This window comes from Sulfitobacter sp. SH22 (assembly GCF_965641905.1).
In the GTDB taxonomy this organism is placed as follows: Bacteria; Pseudomonadota; Alphaproteobacteria; order Rhodobacterales; family Rhodobacteraceae; genus Sulfitobacter.
In genome coordinates this window covers 3,490,418-3,505,832 of record NZ_OZ282573.1, presented here as the reverse complement: position 1 = coordinate 3,505,832, position 15,415 = coordinate 3,490,418, and the positions used below count along the sequence as shown (strand labels likewise).

The 15,415-nt window shown below is 63.4% G+C and carries 21 protein-coding genes and 1 pseudogene; 14 read left to right on the top strand and 8 right to left on the bottom strand.

Annotated elements, in window-relative coordinates; all coding sequences use genetic code 11:
- Nucleotides 1-51: 51 nt before the first annotated feature.
- The 4 genes from ACSQ13_RS19095 to ACSQ13_RS19080 all read right to left on the bottom strand — a co-directional run bounded on the left by ACSQ13_RS19095 (nt 52) and on the right by ACSQ13_RS19080 (nt 1,268).
- Entirely contained in the window at nt 52-453 is a 402-nt protein-coding gene (locus ACSQ13_RS19095) for a hypothetical protein (protein WP_295509520.1), read from the bottom strand.
- A gap of 63 nt (nt 454-516) precedes the next feature.
- The gene (locus ACSQ13_RS19090) at nt 517-840 is read right to left on the bottom strand and encodes a hypothetical protein (protein WP_295509522.1); all 324 of its coding nucleotides are present in this window, start codon (nt 838-840) and stop codon (nt 517-519) included.
- 13 nt (nt 841-853) lie between these two features.
- Nucleotides 854-1,075 carry a hypothetical protein gene (locus tag ACSQ13_RS19085; RefSeq protein WP_295509525.1) on the bottom strand — a complete coding sequence of 74 codons (222 nt, stop codon included), beginning with the start codon at nt 1,073-1,075 and terminating at the stop codon, nt 854-856.
- Nucleotides 1,076-1,091: 16 nt separating this feature from the next.
- Nucleotides 1,092-1,268, bottom strand: coding sequence for a hypothetical protein (locus tag ACSQ13_RS19080; protein ID WP_295509527.1), 177 nt, complete (start codon nt 1,266-1,268; stop codon nt 1,092-1,094).
- A gap of 122 nt (nt 1,269-1,390) precedes the next feature.
- On the opposite strand from ACSQ13_RS19080, the gene ACSQ13_RS19075 reads away from it, so the two are divergent.
- The 9 genes and pseudogenes from ACSQ13_RS19075 (at nt 1,391) to ACSQ13_RS19035 (ending at nt 9,617) form a co-directional block, all read left to right on the top strand.
- Entirely contained in the window at nt 1,391-1,984 is a 594-nt protein-coding gene (locus tag ACSQ13_RS19075) for a hypothetical protein (RefSeq protein WP_295509530.1), read from the top strand.
- A pseudogene (locus ACSQ13_RS19070) lies at nt 1,932-3,971 on the top strand (phage terminase large subunit family protein). Before ACSQ13_RS19075 ends, ACSQ13_RS19070 begins: the two are co-directional and overlap by 53 nt.
- Before the next feature lie 3 nt (nt 3,972-3,974).
- A complete protein-coding gene (locus tag ACSQ13_RS19065; RefSeq protein WP_295509533.1) occupies nt 3,975-4,184 on the top strand; it encodes a phage head-tail joining protein in 210 nt (69 codons plus the stop codon).
- Nucleotides 4,184-5,680, top strand: a complete 1,497-nt coding sequence (locus tag ACSQ13_RS19060) for a phage portal protein (RefSeq protein ID WP_295509536.1) — start codon at nt 4,184-4,186, stop codon at nt 5,678-5,680. Before ACSQ13_RS19065 ends, ACSQ13_RS19060 begins: the two co-directional genes overlap by 1 nt.
- Nucleotides 5,680-7,101, top strand: coding sequence for a S49 family peptidase (locus tag ACSQ13_RS19055; protein WP_295509538.1), 1,422 nt, complete (start codon nt 5,680-5,682; stop codon nt 7,099-7,101). Before ACSQ13_RS19060 ends, ACSQ13_RS19055 begins: the two co-directional genes overlap by 1 nt.
- 93 nt (nt 7,102-7,194) lie before the next feature.
- On the top strand, nt 7,195-7,575 hold the full coding sequence (locus ACSQ13_RS19050) for a head decoration protein (RefSeq protein ID WP_295509540.1): 381 nt from the start codon (nt 7,195-7,197) through the stop codon (nt 7,573-7,575).
- A 66-nt stretch (nt 7,576-7,641) separates the two neighbouring features.
- Nucleotides 7,642-8,664, top strand: a complete 1,023-nt coding sequence (locus ACSQ13_RS19045) for a major capsid protein (RefSeq protein WP_295509542.1) — start codon at nt 7,642-7,644, stop codon at nt 8,662-8,664.
- 12 nt (nt 8,665-8,676) lie between these two features.
- Nucleotides 8,677-8,988, top strand: a complete 312-nt coding sequence (locus tag ACSQ13_RS19040) for a head-tail joining protein (protein ID WP_295509544.1) — start codon at nt 8,677-8,679, stop codon at nt 8,986-8,988.
- Nucleotides 8,985-9,617 (top strand): DUF6441 family protein, encoded by a 633-nt coding sequence (locus ACSQ13_RS19035; protein ID WP_295509547.1) that lies wholly within the window; start codon nt 8,985-8,987, stop codon nt 9,615-9,617. Before ACSQ13_RS19040 ends, ACSQ13_RS19035 begins: the two co-directional genes overlap by 4 nt.
- Here ACSQ13_RS19035 and ACSQ13_RS19030 read toward each other — a convergent pair.
- Nucleotides 9,583-9,915 (bottom strand): type II toxin-antitoxin system RelE/ParE family toxin, encoded by a 333-nt coding sequence (locus tag ACSQ13_RS19030; RefSeq protein ID WP_295509549.1) that lies wholly within the window; start codon nt 9,913-9,915, stop codon nt 9,583-9,585. The two genes, ACSQ13_RS19035 and ACSQ13_RS19030, sit on opposite strands and share 35 nt — an antisense overlap.
- Before the next feature lie 41 nt (nt 9,916-9,956).
- On the bottom strand, nt 9,957-10,187 hold the full coding sequence (locus ACSQ13_RS19025) for a CopG family ribbon-helix-helix protein (RefSeq protein ID WP_295509551.1): 231 nt from the start codon (nt 10,185-10,187) through the stop codon (nt 9,957-9,959).
- Nucleotides 10,188-10,275: 88 nt separating this feature from the next.
- On the opposite strand from ACSQ13_RS19025, the gene ACSQ13_RS19020 reads away from it, so the two are divergent.
- Genes ACSQ13_RS19020 through ACSQ13_RS19005 form a run of 4 tightly spaced genes read left to right on the top strand, consistent with a single transcriptional unit; the run spans nt 10,276 to nt 12,374 of the window.
- Complete coding sequence (locus ACSQ13_RS19020) at nt 10,276-10,701, top strand: acyl-CoA transferase (protein ID WP_295509553.1); 426 nt, start codon at nt 10,276-10,278, stop codon at nt 10,699-10,701.
- A 25-nt stretch (nt 10,702-10,726) separates the two neighbouring features.
- Complete coding sequence (locus ACSQ13_RS19015; RefSeq protein ID WP_295509555.1) at nt 10,727-11,668, top strand: phage tail tube protein; 942 nt, start codon at nt 10,727-10,729, stop codon at nt 11,666-11,668.
- A 2-nt stretch (nt 11,669-11,670) separates the two neighbouring features.
- Complete coding sequence (locus tag ACSQ13_RS19010; RefSeq protein WP_295509558.1) at nt 11,671-12,033, top strand: hypothetical protein; 363 nt, start codon at nt 11,671-11,673, stop codon at nt 12,031-12,033.
- A gap of 59 nt (nt 12,034-12,092) precedes the next feature.
- A complete protein-coding gene (locus ACSQ13_RS19005) occupies nt 12,093-12,374 on the top strand; it encodes a DUF7697 family protein (protein ID WP_295509560.1) in 282 nt (93 codons plus the stop codon).
- Here ACSQ13_RS19005 and ACSQ13_RS19000 read toward each other — a convergent pair.
- A complete protein-coding gene (locus tag ACSQ13_RS19000) occupies nt 12,345-12,635 on the bottom strand; it encodes a HigA family addiction module antitoxin (RefSeq protein WP_295509562.1) in 291 nt (96 codons plus the stop codon). The genes ACSQ13_RS19005 and ACSQ13_RS19000 overlap by 30 nt on opposite strands.
- Nucleotides 12,636-12,646: 11 nt before the next feature.
- Nucleotides 12,647-12,928: a type II toxin-antitoxin system RelE/ParE family toxin gene (locus ACSQ13_RS18995; RefSeq protein ID WP_295509564.1), complete on the bottom strand. Its 282-nt coding sequence runs from the start codon at nt 12,926-12,928 to the stop codon at nt 12,647-12,649.
- Nucleotides 12,929-12,973: 45 nt separating this feature from the next.
- Between ACSQ13_RS18995 and ACSQ13_RS18990 the strand changes: the two genes are divergently transcribed.
- Nucleotides 12,974-15,415: a phage tail tape measure C-terminal domain-containing protein gene (locus ACSQ13_RS18990; protein WP_295509566.1), complete on the top strand. Its 2,442-nt coding sequence runs from the start codon at nt 12,974-12,976 to the stop codon at nt 15,413-15,415.

Genomic DNA, 15,415 nt, shown 5'->3' with positions numbered 1-15,415 from the left:
GGCATTGGCCCGCGCGAGCGTGGGCGGGCCAGAACGTGATGGGTGCGAGCCTCAGTCCGCGTCTTCCATCGCGGCCGTGATTGCAAAGTGCTGCACCCAACCCGTCAGATACGGCAGGCCTGCGGGGATGCCTTCTTCACGCGCTGAGCTGCGGCTGATGCGCCAGCCCTGCCAGCGGCGGATTGCTGAGTTGATGGCCGTCTCGCTGTCGATATTGCAGCCCGTCATATTGCCCACCACGTCGTCGGCAAAGTGGCGACCCATTCGACTGTCAAGAAAGTCGCGGATGCCGATCATCTCGTCTTCACTATCGGCGCCGATGGCTGTGGCGATAAGGGTGGAAGCCAGCGTCCAGACCTCTGCGCTGCGCCGCTCGCGCTGCGGGCAGTTTGTCAGGGTTTGGAAAAAGCCGTAATCTTCGTTGCGGCTGGGCAGAATGGCCTGTGCGGTCATGGGCTTGGATCCTTTGGTGCGGTGCATCGAGTTGCTGAAACAACCATCGCTCTGAAAGGGTGATTAGCGTAGCCAATTCGGCGCAATTTGATTGCTTTTTTGCACCCCACGCAGGGAGGTCAATTCACGCCATACACCGGCTTGCCAGATATAAAGATGGCAAAGTTCGCAAGTGGGCTGTTGCAGGATGCGGGGTGCGCGTGGTGGATCAAAACAATCCAGTGCGTCGGCACGCACCTGCCGGATTTCGCGGGCGGCAAGAATGTCCTCGGGTGTCCAACGCGCCAGAGCGGGCAACATATGGGAGGGGTATCCGTCAAAGTGCACATACACATGTGCCCATTTTTCAGGCCCTGTCTGGATGGCGATCTGTGCGCGCGTGCTCATGACCAGTCCTCCTTCAAATAAGCTGCAGCTCAGCCAGCACGGTGCTGGCGGCGGCGAGCAGGCTGGTCGGCAGTTCGATTTTGATGTGCGAGAAGATGTCCGAGGCTTCGACATTAATCCCTGCGTCCCGCAGCGCCGTTTCGACGGCTGCCGCGATGGCGTTGGGGCGGCTGCGGTCAAAGTGGTCGGGCAGAACTGCATAGTCGATACGGATGGTTGTAGATGCCATGGTCATGGTATGCTCCTCAATCCTACTGTTCGATCAGGGCGATAATGGCGATCGCCATCCCGCCGAGATACTCGCTGCGGCGGAACACGATGTCATCGATCTCGCCCGCGCAGGTGATCGTGGGGTCAACCGCCAGGCTCTCGGCCATATGCGGCAGCAGGCGTTGGGCTTGGGCGTTGTAACGTTCTGCGAGGGTCATTGATTTGTCTCCGTTCTGGCGTGTTTGCTTGCACTGAGAATCGCCCTGACGGGCAGTATAATCAACTCAAATAGATCATCTTTCCCGTTTATTTACAATATGTTGAGGACATTCAAAGCGCCATGGAAGGTCTATCCGAACGCGCCTATGCAGAACGGACAGGTCTGTCGCGCGGAGCCGTGCAGAAGGCCCGCAAGAATGGCCGCTTGGTGCTGTTTGCCGATGGGTCGATCAATGCAGTGGTGTCTGATGCACGCCGCGGTGCCATGACGGATCCGGATCAACAGATACGCTCACGGGGTGGTGTTGGAGGCGTTGGCGCTGGTGGTGATGGTGGTGATGGTGATGGCGGTGCGATCAGTAGCAGCACCGCCTCTGGCCGCGGCGACAGCACATCCTATCTGAAGGCCCGCACGGCGCTGACCGTCTACCAGGCACAGGAACGGCAGCTGTCGATCCAGAAGAAAAAGGGCGTGCTGGTCGATCGCGCCCGCGCTGAGACCTTGGTGTTTCGTCTGGCCCGTCAAGAGCGGGATCTTTGGATCACCTGGCCCACGCGTGGGGCGGCCCTCATAGCCGCACAACTGTCCGCAGAGATGGAGACAGCATCCGGCAAGGCCGTAACGATCGAGACCGCGATCCTGCAAAGGGTGCTAGAAACCCATGTCCGAGAGCAGCTCGACGCCCTGGCCGACCTCAGGGTCTCGCTTGAATGATGAGGAGAACACATCTGATCTGACCGAGGGCCTCGATCTCGCCTTTGACGGCGCCGAGGATATCCTGCGCGCCTGGCGGCGGGGAATGCGGCCTGACCCTGACCTCACAGTCTCCGAATGGGCCGACAAGCATCGCAAGCTGTCCTCGCGGGCCTCAGCTGAACCCGGACAATACAGAACAGCCCGAACGCCATATCTGCGCGCCATTATGGATGCGCTGTCGCCAAACCACCCGGCCCAGCGGATCAGCTTCATGAAGGCCGCCTAGGTCGGCGCAACGGAAGCGGGCAACAACTGGATCGGCTTTGTGATCCATCACGCGCCCGGCCCCATGCTGGCGGTGCTGCCCACGGTCGAGATGGCCAAGCGCACCTCGCGCGGTCGGATCGACCCTCTGATCGAGGATAGCCCGGCGCTGAAGGAGCGCGTCCAGCCGGCGCGCTCGCGGGATGCGGGCAATTCGATGCTGTCAAAGGAGTTCCCGGGCGGCATTCTGGTGCTGACAGGGGCGAACAGCGCTACCGGCTTGCGGTCGATGCCTGCGCGCTACGTGTTTCTGGATGAGGTCGACGCTTATCCGGCTTCCGCTGACGAAGAAGGCGATCCGGTAACGCTGGCCGAGGCGCGCACCACCACCTTTGCGCATAGGCGCAAGGTGTTCATGGTCTCAACCCCAACGATCCGGGGGCTCTCTCGCATCGAGCGGGAGTTCGAGGCCAGCGATCAGCGGCGGTATTTTGTACCCTGCCCGCAGTGCGGTCATATGCAGTGGCTGCAGTTCGAGCGCCTGCGCTGGGACAAGGGGAAGCCTGAGACGGCTGCCTATGCCTGCGAGAGCTGCGAGCGCCCGATCGCCGAGCACCACAAGACGGACATGCTGGCGCGTGGGGAATGGCGCGCAACAGAGAGCAGTGCCGATCCGAACGCGATCGGCTTCCACCTCTCGGCGCTTTATTCGCCGATCGGGTGGAAGAGCTGGGAGCAGATCGCACGGGACTGGCTGGCGGCGCAGGGCTCGGACGAGATGCTGCGCGCAGCGCGCAACACGCTCCTTGGCGAGACATGGGTTGAAAGCGGGGACGCGCCGGAATGGCAGCGGCTGGCGGACCGCCGTGAGGCATTCGCCGCTCAGGTGCCCATGGGCGGGTTGTTCCTGACCGCCGGTGCTGACGTCCAGAAGGACCGCATTGAGGTCGATGTCTGGGCTTGGGGCCGCGGCCTCGAAAGCTGGCTCGTCGATCACATCGTGCTTCCGGGTGGGCCTGGAGATCCTGCCTGCTGGCAGGCGTTAACGGACCTGCTTGGCCAGACTTGGGTGCATGAGAACGGCGCCGTGATGCCGCTGGCGAAGCTGGCCATCGACACCGGCTATGAGACATCCGCCGTTTACGCCTGGGCGCGGGCCCAAGGCATTGCGCAGGTTGCACCTGTTAAAGGGCTTGAGGGCTTCAACCGCGCGACACCGGTGTCAGGGCCCACCTTCGTTGATGCGACGGTGAATGGGCGGAAGCTGAAACGAGGCGCCCGGCTCTGGACCGTGGCCACGGCCACCTTCAAGGCAGAGACCTATCGGTATCTGCGGCTAGAGCGGCCCTCCGATGAGGATCGCGCGCTGGGTGTGCCCAATCCGGCGGGCATGATCCACCTACCTGACTGGGCCGACAGCGAATGGCTGAAACAGCTCGTGGCCGAGCAATTGGTGACGATCCGCAACAAGCGCGGCTTCGCTCGCCAGGAGTGGCAGAAGATCCGCGAGCGCAATGAGGCGCTCGACACACGGGTCTATGCGCGGGCCGCAGCCTGGATTCTGGGCGCCGACCGCTTTGATGAGCGCATGTGGCGGCAGCTTGAGAAGCAGGCGGGCGTGGAGACGACGGTCATAGCCCAAGGTACTGAAGCCGAGAAATCGACCGAACCTCAAGCAGGGCGGATCGCATCGCCCCGGCGGCGCGGCTGGAAGATCAGCACGCCCAAATACATGGAATGATGAATGACCCTCGACGAGCTAAAACTCCGCCACAGCGCGCTTTTGAGCGCGCGCTACAGCGGCACGCGGTCGGTCAGCTATGACGGCAAGACGATCAATTACGGCACGGATGTTGAATTGGCCGCTGCGATCAGCGATGTCGAACGGCGCGTGGCCAAACTCGAGCGAAGCGCTGGGCGCGTGTTGCGCCCCTTTGCGGTGAAAGACCTGTGATGAACTGGCGGCAGCGCTTGGGCGCCTTCATCGGCGGATTTGACGCCGGCCAACACCACCGACGTCTGCGCGGGTTCCAAGCCACGCGCGCACATGTGAACGCGCTTATTGCAGCATCGGGCCCCGACATCACCGCCCGTGCGCGCTGGCTGGTGCGAAATAATGGCTATGCCGTGAATGCGGTGGAAAGCTGGGCGGCCAACACCGTGGGCGACGGGATCAAGCCCATCTCCAAGATCGCGGACGCTCCACGCAAGGAGAAGCTGCAGCGGCTGTGGCTGGCTTGGACCGATGAGGCCGATGCCGAGGGGCTGACGGATTTCTATGGGCTACAGCGCCGAGCCGCACGCGAAGTGTTTCTGGCAGGAGAGGTCTTTGTCCGGATCAGGCCGCGGCGGGTTGAGGACGGGCTGACGGTGCCACTTCAGCTGCAGATGCTGCCCTCGGAAATGCTGCCTCTGCATGAAACGGGCGTGGCGCGGAATGGAAACGCGATACGCCAGGGGATCGAGTTCGATCGTATCGGGCGGCGCGTCGCCTATCACTTCTTCCGCCGCCACCCAGGCGACAGCACTGATCCTGGACTGTCTGGGGAAATTGTCCGCGTGCCCGCCTCGGAGGTGATCCACGTCATCGACCCAGTCGAGGGTGGTCAGCTGCGCGGCGTGTCGAAACTGGCCCCGGCGATCGTGAAGTTGTTCCTTCTGGATCAATACGACGACGCGGAGTTGGACCGGAAAAAGGTCGCCGCGATGTACGCGATGTTCGTGACCTCACCCGCCCCAGAGAACCCGCTCGCCCCCTTGGATGATGAGGAGATGCCCGCTGGTGTGGAGATCAGCCCGGGCCAAATCGTCCGGCTGGATGCCGGCGAGGATGTCACCGTGGGGCAGCCCGCCGATAGCGGAGCAACCTACGAGCCGTTCCAGTACAGGACGCTGCTGCAAATCTCGGCTGCGCTCGGGATCCCCTACCCCTACCTCGCCAACGACATGGTGAAGGGGAACTTCTCGAACTCACGCCTGGCGCTGATCGAATTCCGCCGCCGCGTCTCAGCTTGGCAGCATTCGGTGATGGTCTATCAGCTCTGCCGCCCGGTTTATGCACGCTGGCTGGATTTGGCCGTGCTCTCCGGCGCGCTGTCCCTGCCCGGTTACGAAACCGAGCGCCCGCGCATGCTGGCCGCGAACTGGCTGCCGACGAAATGGGACTGGGTCGATCCGCTGAAAGACGCCAATGCTGAAATCGCACAGATCGAGGCTGGACTGAAATCCCGCACCCAAGCCATCGCCGAGCGGGGCTACGACGCTGAGCAGGTCGACCGCGAGATTGCGGCAGAACGGGAACGTGAGCGCGCGCTGGGCCTCGATTTCCGGCGGCCTGGCTCCCCCGCGCAGGGCGTCCAGGCCGTACCGGCCGAGGGAGAGCAACCAGAGACCGAAGATGAAGCCGATGACGCGGAAGACCGCCCGCGCCTTGACGAGGACCAAGCCTGATGCTCCATGCCCGCATTGCCGCGCGCGCTTTCAACACGCCGCTGATGGTTGAACCCACCAAGGCCATGGCGTTTCTGTCGGGGCTTGGGCCGCGCATTCTGGGACGACAGGTCGAGATTTCGGACGGCTACGCGGCACACGACAGCACGGCCGCGACACCCGCCCGCGCCAGCATTCTGGCCGGGAACCTCACCGAGCGCCTGCAGCAACATGGGGATGCGCCCTACCCGGTCGTTGACGGCATCGCGGTGATCGAGATCGCGGGCGTGCTGATCCATCGCGGGGGCTGGATCGGACAGTCCTCCGGCCAGACCAGCTATGAGGGGATCGCGGCGCAGATCGAGGCGGCCGCGCGTGATCCGTCCGTGCGGGCGGTGGCGCTCGAGATCGACAGCTTTGGCGGAGAGGTGGCGGGCGTCTTTGACCTGGCTGACCAGATCCGGGCGGTGCGCCGTAACAAGCCGGTCTGGGCGTTCGTCGCCGAGCACGCCTTTTCAGCGGGCTATGCGCTGGCCTCTCAGGCCGACCGCATCCTGCTGCCGCGCACCGGCGCCGTCGGCAGTATCGGCGTGGTGGTGATGCATGCAGATCTGAGCGGTCAGCTCGATCAGGACGGCGTGCGCGTCACGCTGGTCCATTCCGGACAGCACAAGATCGACGGCAACCCCTACGAGCCGCTGCCCGGATCGGTCCGCGACGATATCCAGCGCGAGATTGATGTGCTGCGGTTCCTCTTTACTGAGACTGTCGCCGCGGGCCGCGCCGGGCGTCTGACCCAAGACGCCGCGCTGGCGACCGAAGCCGCGACCTATCGCGGGACGGGTGCCGTGAGCGCAGGCTTGGCAGATGAGGTGATCGACCTCACCCGGGGCTTTGCCCGCTTTCGCAAGAGCTTATCCGCCCCATCGCCCACCGCGCGGCAGCCGCGCGCAACCTATCCCCGAGAAAAGGAGGTCGCCATGAGCGCCACAACTGACGCCACTGAGGTAAATACGGAAGCCGCTGGCAACGAAGAACCCGTCCTAGAGAGCACGGCTGAAGAAGACGCGCAGAAAGACGAACAAAGCGTGGAACAGGAAGACCCTGCGCCAGCGGCAACAGCTTCGCCAATCCCCCCAACAGCCGCTGCACAGCCCAGCAATCTGGCAGAGCTCTCAGTTCAGCTTCGCGAGGCAGCTGCCGAAATTGCCGAGATCGCGGCGCAAGCCGGCCGCCTTGGCATCGCGATCGATGCCGCGAAGGCGCTGCGCGACGGCACAGCGCCAGAAGCCCTGCGCAAATTGGTCCTTCAGCGCGCCTCTGCAGCCGCAGATGCACGCGACATCGTTGCCGCGCCACCTTCGCCCATTCTCCCCAAATCCGCGGAAAGCCCGATTGTGGCTGCCGCGAAGAAGGCTGCCTCGGCGGGCAGCAGGGACTAAACCGCTCTCCCCAAAAGCTGCCGCCGACCTGATCCCCCGCCGCTCCTCCCCGGCGGGGGATTTTTTTTGAACCCCAATCCTTCGGAGATTGCCATGTCCGTTCTGACCCAACCGCCCACCATGGGCGATGTGCTCAAATACGAGCTGAACCCCAACTTCACCCGCGAAACCGTTACCCTTCTTGCCGGGACCAACTATCCCGTCGGCGCCGTACTTGGCCGCATCACCGCGAGCGGCAAAATGAAGCTCAGCACCGCTACTGGCACCGACGGCGCGCAGAACGCGTCTGCCGTCCTGCTCTATGCGACTGATGCCACCGCAGCGGATGCGACGGGAATCGTCGTGGTGCGCGGCCCTGCTATCGTCTCGAAGGCGGCCTTGGTCTTTGACGCCAGCGTCGATGACGCTGCGAAGACGGCCGCCAAGCGCGCCCAGTTGACCGCGCTCGGCATCATCCCGCGCGACGCCGCCTAATCCGGCGGATCGCCCGTTTTCTCCGTCGCGCATTCGCGCGTCACCCCTCATTCCCCGGAGTTCCACATGACCATCACGCGCAACCCGTTTGACGCGGGCGGCTATTCGCTCGCCGAGATGACGCAGGCCATCAACATCCTGCCCAATCTCTACACCCGCCTCGGCCAGATCGGCCTGTTTCGCTTTGAAGGCGTCACGCAACGTTCCATTGTCATCGAACAGCGCGAAGGCGTCCTCAGCCTCCTGCCCTCGGTGCCGCTGGGTGCGCCCGCCACGGTGGGCAATCGGGAAGCCCGCTCAATGCGCAGCTTCGCGCTTCCCTGGATCCCGCATGACGATGTGATCTTGCCCGCCGACATTCAGGGCATGCCCGCGCTGGGCCTGTCGGATGCGGCTGATCCGCTCGTCGAGGTGATGAACCGCAAGCTGACGCTGATGCGCCGCAAGCATGCCCAAACCCGCGAATACATGGAGATGAATGCGCTCCGCGGCATCGTGAAGGACGGGGCCGGCACCACGCTTTACGATTACTTTGTCGAGTTCGGCCTGGAGAAGATCTCGGTCGACTTCGTCTTTGGCACCGCAGGAACGAATGTGCAGGGCAAGGTCCGAACCGTCTTGCGCGGGATTGAGGACAGCCTTCTGGGCGAGACCATGACCACGGCCCATGCGCTCGTGAGCTCGGAGTTCTTCGACAAGCTGATCAGCCATCCCAAGACCGAAGAGGCCTACAAATTCTTTTCGGCCACGGGTGGCCAGCCGCTGCGCGAAGACATGCGCCGCGCCTTCCCCTTCGCCGGCATCCTCTTCGAGGAATACAACGGCTCTGTCACGCTCTCAAACGGCACCTCGGAGCGGCTGATCCCAGCGGGCGAGGGCATCGCCTTCCCGCTTGGCACCTTCGACACCTTCACCACTTATGGCGGACCGGCGAACCTGCTGGAAACCGCCAACACTGTCGGCCTGCCACTTTACGCACGGCAGATGATGGACACCAAGGGGCGCTGGATCGATCTCATGACCGAGGCCTCGATCCTGCCGGTCAACAAGCGCCCTCGGTTGGCCATCCGGATCTTCAGCTCGAACTGAGGTGATGGAGACATGACGGCCTTTGCCCTGGCCCTCGATCTGCTCTTCGCTGATCCGAACCTCGCCCATGAGGCCTGGCATCGCGACAGCGAAGGGCAGTTCACCCGTATCCGCATCATCATGCGTCGCAATGATGATGTGACCGCATTCGGGGCCGCGCGTCTGGTGTCAGAGACCATGCGCTTTGATGTACGCGTCTCGGAGCTCCCCGTGCCTCGCCCCGATGAGCAGATCCTCATTGGCTTTGAGACCTTCCTGATCCAGGGCGAGCCGATCCGCGATCGCGAAAGACTGATCTGGACCATTGAGGCCACGCCTGCATGAAGCTCGATCTCTCCGTCTCCGGCGACATCGTCACCGCGATGCGCGCCGAAGTCCTCGCTGGCGAAAAGGCCGTTACAGCTGCCATGCGTGCGGCGGGCAACGATCTTAAATCCAACTGGCGCGCCCAGATCACGCGCGCCCGCCTCGGCCAGCGGCTTGCCAACACGATCAGGTCCAAAACCTATCCTGCGGCGGGCGAAAGCCTGGAAGCGGCCGCGCTCATTTGGTCCAACGCACCCCAGATCATCGGGGCGCATGACACTGGCCCCTTGATCCGGTCGAAAGACGGGTTCTGGCTTACCATCCCAACGCCAGCGGCCGGCAAAGGCACGCGCGGCAAGGCGCTCACACCGGGCGAATGGGAGAAACGGCGTGGTCTGCGCCTTCGGTTTGTCTATCGGCGGGGAGGACCAAGTTTGCTGGTCGCCGATGGTCGGCTGAACAGTCGCGGGCTGGGTGTGGCCTCTCGGTCGAAAACCGGGCGCCGCAAAGCAACCGTGCCCATCTTCCTCCTGGTGCCGCAGGTGAAGCTGTCGAAACGGCTTAATCTCGCACGGGACGCCGAACGGGCGCAGGCTGCGATACCGGGGCTGATCATTTCTGGATGGGTTGACGGTAAGCTGGGGTGAAAGCTGGCTTAGTACCCAGCTTCCCTTTGATGTCGCACCGCGAGAACGACGGCACTGTCGGCTTCCAACCGGTAAAGGGCAGCGTAACCGCTGCCGCCAAAGGTGATGAACCACTCACGAAACTCTGGATCCATGTCCCCATGGGCCGCCCTGCTGCAGGCTGATCACGCAGGATTTGCATCCCCTCTCGGATCGCCCTTGCGGCACGGCGTGCAGCGTCCGGGTTCTTTTCGGCTAGAAACTTGTAGAGCCTCTCAACATCCCGCAGCGCAGCGGGAGACCAGATCAATTGTGGCATTGAGGAATATCTGCCTGTTCACCGGCTTCGAGCTTGGCAAGTCACGCGTCGGCTTCCTCATGCGTCACATGCTGGCCCGTTGCCTGATATTCCTGCCATGCCGCAATGCCAGCTTGGCGGAAGGCTTCGCGCGCCTCTTCGCGGGACAGGAACTGCGCAACAGCTTCGCGGAGCATCCAGTGCGTGGAGCGATCCCGGGCGTCCGCAAGCCGCCTAAGGCGGTCACGTGTGTCTTGGTCGAGCTTCACGGCGATGGGGCGCACAGCATTCATAGGGTGAGTCCTTGTGAGTATTAGCAGGTATTACCCTCGCACTTTCTTGGCGTCGATAACACACACGAATTCACCATTAGGCCCCTCCATGCCCACCCAACGCGAAACCATCCTGACCGCCCTGGCGGACCTGCTAAGGACGATCCCGCATGTGCCTGTTCTGCGCGGAGAAGTTCTGCCGGAACGCATCCCGCCCGCAGGTCTCATGATCCTGCGCGATGGCACCCCAGGCGAACCAGGCGTGACGTTGTCGCCGCTGACCTATCATTTTCAGCATCGCGCTGAACTCGAGATGATCGTGCAATCGGCAACGGATCGGGACGCCTTTTTCGACGCACTTGTCGCTCAGGTCGGTGCTGTGATCGCCGCGGACCGGACTTTGCGGGATCTATGCGACTGGGTCGAGCCGGAAGCTGCTGAACCTGTCGATCTACCAGTTGAGGGGGCCGCCTCTCTGAAAGCCGGGATCATTCCGATCACCCTTCACTACGCGACCAGTGACGCGCTGGGCTAACGAGACCAATTCAAGGAGTAACACCATGGCACGAGCCCAAGGGGCGCGGGCGCAAATGGCGCTTGCGTTCGAAACGACATACGGCACGCCGCCCGCGAGCGGCTACACCAAGATGCCCTTTGCCAGCACGACACTGGGAGCCGAGCAACCGTTGCAGGCCTCAGAACTCTTGGGCTATGGCCGCGATCCGCAGGCGCCTATCAAGGATGCGGTGACAGCGGATGGCGATGTGGTGACCCCGATCGATGTCGAGGCATTTGGCTTCTGGCTGAAGGCCGCTTTTGGCGCACCCACCACAACGGATACCAATGCCCCCTACACGCACGAGTTTCACTCGGGAAACTGGGCGCTGCCGAGCTTCTCGATTGAGACCGGGATGCCCGAGGTGCCGCGCTATGCGATGTATTCCGGCTGTATGGTGGACAGCCTGAACTGGCAGATGGCGCGCTCAGGGTTGCTGACGGCAACGGCCAGTATCGTGGCACAGGGCGAGGCCATCGCCACGACCAGTGCGGCAGGGACGCCTGCTAACATCGCGCTGAAACGCTTTGGCCACTTTAACGGCGCCATCACGCGGAATGGCGCCAACATCGGCAATGTCGTCTCTGCCGACCTGACCTATGCCAACAATCTCGACCGGATCGAGACCATCCGGGCCGATGGTAAGATCGACGGCGCGGACCCGTCCATCGCGGCGCTGACCGGCAATGTTGTCGCGCGATTAGCGGACCAGACGCTCGTGACCCAGGCGATCAACGGCGAGGCCTGCGAGTTGGAGTTTTCCTACACGCTGCCAACCGGCGAGAGCCTGACCGTTACGGCCCATGCTGTTTACCTTCCACGCCCGCGGATCGAGATCTCGGGCCCGCAAGGTGTACAGGCCACCTTTGATTGGCAGGCGGCCAGCGAACCCGTGGTGGGTCGTATGTGCACCGTCACCCTGACCAATGACCGTGAGGTTTACTGACCATGCTGCGCCTGAACCTCTCCGCCGAGCCCCGCTGGCTTGATCTTGGCCACGGCATCCGCCTGCTGGTGGAGCCGCTGACCACCGCCATCATGTTGGCAGCACGGACCGATCCGACGATCATCGCAGCAGCAGCGGATGCCGAAGGCAGCGCCTCCAACGACGACCTTGCGCGCATCGTCGCAAAGGCCGTGGCGCGCATCGTGGTAAAAGACTGGGAGGGCGTCGGCGACGAGGACGGCAAACTGCTGCCTCTGACGCCTGACGGCATCGACGCCCTGCTGGAGCTCTGGCCGATCTTCGAGGCGTTTCAGACCAAATACATCGCGAGCGCGCTCATTCTGGACGCGGAAAAAAACGCCTGACCGCTCTCGCCGACTGGGAATTCGGCAGGGGCGGTGACTATTGCGCGGCGTGCCCCTCTATGTGCGCGGAATGCCCACGGACCCAGCACAAACCTCTCACCCTGGAAGGCTGGCAGGTCTGGGATCTGGTCCAGCGCCTCGGCGGACAGGTGCGCGTTGCCGGCGGCATGAGCGGAGGAGCGGTCTTGGGCTGGGACATGGGTGCGGCCTTACAACTCGGGGCAGCCCTTGGGCTTTCGCCCCTAACCATCGCAGAACTGCTGCCGCCCATCGAGGCGGTGATGGTGCGCAAGACAAACGAACGAACTAGTTCAGGCGGCCTCGAGGGGGTTGATGCCTGAGACGTCAATTGTCTCGCGAGCGCGTGCCAAATCCCAAGCGCGTTGCAGGTTCATCCAGTACTCTGGCGTCGTTGAGAAAAACCGGGCAAGCCGCATCGCCGTATCCACTGTTATGGCGGTTTGGCCTTTTACAAGGCGCTCAATCCGGGTGCGCGGCACACCAAGCTTTGCAGCAAGGGTAATGGCGCTCATCTCAAGCGGCGCCAAATACAGCTCAGCCAAGACGTCGCCGGTATGGGATGGGTTGGTCATGAGGCTCATGTCAGGCCCTCCTAGTGATAGTCCACGATCTCAACCTCGGCAGGTCCTTGATCGGTCCAAATAAAACAGATGCGCCATTGTCCATTAATGCGCACCGAGTGTTGTCCTGTCCGGTTGCCACTTAGGGCTTCAAGATGATTGCCCGGCGGAAACCGTAAATCTTCAAGCACGACGGCGGCATCCAATGCTGAAAGTATAGCGCGCGTGCGTTTTATGATGTCCGCTGGAAAGCCTTTGCCAAACTGGTCCTGTACGGCTCCAGCGGCCAGCTTTCCTCTTGTGCTAACAATCATGAACCTAAATGTATCATATCGTGATACATCTTGCAAGGACCCAGTATGGCTGAAAAACGTGTTTCCGTCCGCCTCTCCGCGAGTGGCGGGCGCCAGGTGCGCGCCGAGCTGGAAGGCGTCGGCGAGGCAGGCACCCGCGGCATGGGGCGTCTGAGCCGTGAATTGGACCAGGCCAATGCGCGCATGGCGGCTTTTGCGCGTAGGGCCCGGATTGCGGCGACTGCTGCCGCCACGGCGCTTGCGACCGCTGGCGTTGCGATGACCCGCTCGACGGTCGCGGCCGCCAACGAGATCGGCCAGCTTTCTCAGGTTGCCACTGCCAACCCCGAGGTCTTCCAGCGCTGGTCGGCGGCCTCGGCCACGGTGGGGATCGAGCAAGAAAAGCTGGCCGATATCCTGAAGGACGTGAACGACCGCGTGGGGGATTTCCTGCAGACGGGCGGCGGGCCGATGGCGGATTTCTTCGAGAACATCGCGCCAAGGGTTGGGGTGACGGCCGACCAGTTCGCACGGCTTTCCGGGCCAGAGGCGCTTCAGCTCTATATCGACAGCCTCGAGCGCGCGGGCGTTAGCCAACAGGAGATGACCTTCTATCTCGAGGCCATGGCGTCTGACACAACGCGGCTGATCCCGCTACTGCAAAACGGCGGGGCAGAGATGACCCGGCTCGGGGCACAGGCACAGGCGCTTGGCGCTGTGCTCGACGCTGATGCCATCGCAGCCATGCGCCGGACGGAACTCGCGCTGGTCAACATCGGCCAGGTATTCACCGGCGTTCGCAACCGGATTGCCGTGGCGCTCGCCCCGTCGCTGGAGGCAGTGGCCAATGCGTTTGTCGCCCTTGCGTCCAGTACCAGCCCGATCAGCCGGGCTTTTGACACGGTGCTGAGCAACCTTGATCGCCTGGCCATCTACGCCGGGACCTTTGCCACCTTCCTCGCCGGCCGCTGGGTAGCTGCCATGGCGATAGCCGCTCTCTCTGTTCGTGGGCTCGCCACCACGCTGGTGGTCCTGAAAGGCGCGTTGATCCGCACCGGCATCGGCGCCCTCATCGTGGGCGCAGGCGAGCTGGTTTATTGGTTCACCCGGTTGGCCTCCGGCGCAGGCGGCTTCGGCGAGGCCATGGGCCTCTTGAATGACGTCGCGGTCGCGGTCTGGGACCGGATCAAGATGGGGACATCAAGCGCCGGGGCCGCGGCCACGGCGATGTTCTACGATCTCAAGGCCGATGCCGCTTCCGGCATGGCCGGGGCTATCGAGAGTGTTGTGGCTTTTGGCAACACGACCGCCAACACCTTCGAGGGCGCGCTTCTTGCCGTCCGCGAGATCTGGTCGCGTCTGCCAGATGTGATCGGGGATCTCGTCTTCTCGGCCGCCAACCGCATGCTCGACGGGATCGAGGCTATGCTGAACGGCGCCATCGCCCGGATCGATGCCTTCACGGGACGCATCCGCGATGCGCTTGCTGCAGTGGGCATCGAGACCACCTTTGGTCAGATCGGTGAAATTAATCTCGGTGACATCCCCAACCCCTTCGCAGGCGCCTCCGCAGATGCCCGAACGGCTGCGGCAGAGGCATTTCGGCGCGCCTTCGAGGACAACCCGCTCTCGGCCCCTGACCTTGGGCTCGACGCAATCGCCGCCGAGGCGCTGGCCACTGCGAACACCTACCGTCAGGCGGCTAGCGATCTCGCCAATGGCGCGACAGCCCCGCTGACCTCCTGGGGCGCGCTTCGCGACGCCGTTGCGGGCACCGGGGAAGAAGGCGCGGCGGCGCTGGATGAGGCGGCTGTCTCAGCAGATCGGCTGTCGGATGCCATGGGGCGCGCGGGAGGGGCTGCGGGCAGCGCCGGGGATCGGATCGCCACCGGTTGGCGTGCAGTGTCGGAGTCTCTTCAAGCCTATGCAACGGATGCGCTGAACTGGGGCAAAGGCCTCGGCGAAACCCTGACAGGCGCGTTCAGTGGCGCGGAAAGTGCGTTCCGAAGCTTCGTTGAGACCGGCAAGTTCGACTTCAAGGGCCTCGTGCGCTCGATCCTGGCGGACCTCGCGGTCCTGTCATTCAAGCGCGCGGTTCTGGGGCCCATCGCCTCGGCACTCTCGGGCATTTTTGGCGGCGGCTCCGTCACGGCGGCGGTCTCGCATGCGGGTGGTATTGTCGGATTGTCGGGACACAGTCGCTCGGTACCAGCGATGGCCTTCACGGGGGCGCCGAGGATGCATTCCGGCGGTTGGGCGGGTCTGCGCCCTGACGAAGTTCCGACGATACTGCAGCGCGGGGAACGGGTGCTGAACCGGCGCGAGGCGGCTGGGTATGTACGTGGTGCCAGCGCTGGCACCGGCGTGACCGTGAACATCGACGCGCGTGGGGCACAGATGGGCGTGGCCGAGCAGATCGACGCGCGCCTTCGTGCGGCCATCCCGGAAATCGCCCGCATCGCGAAGGAAAGCGTGGCCGATGGGCGGCGGCGGGGTCAGGTGATCTGA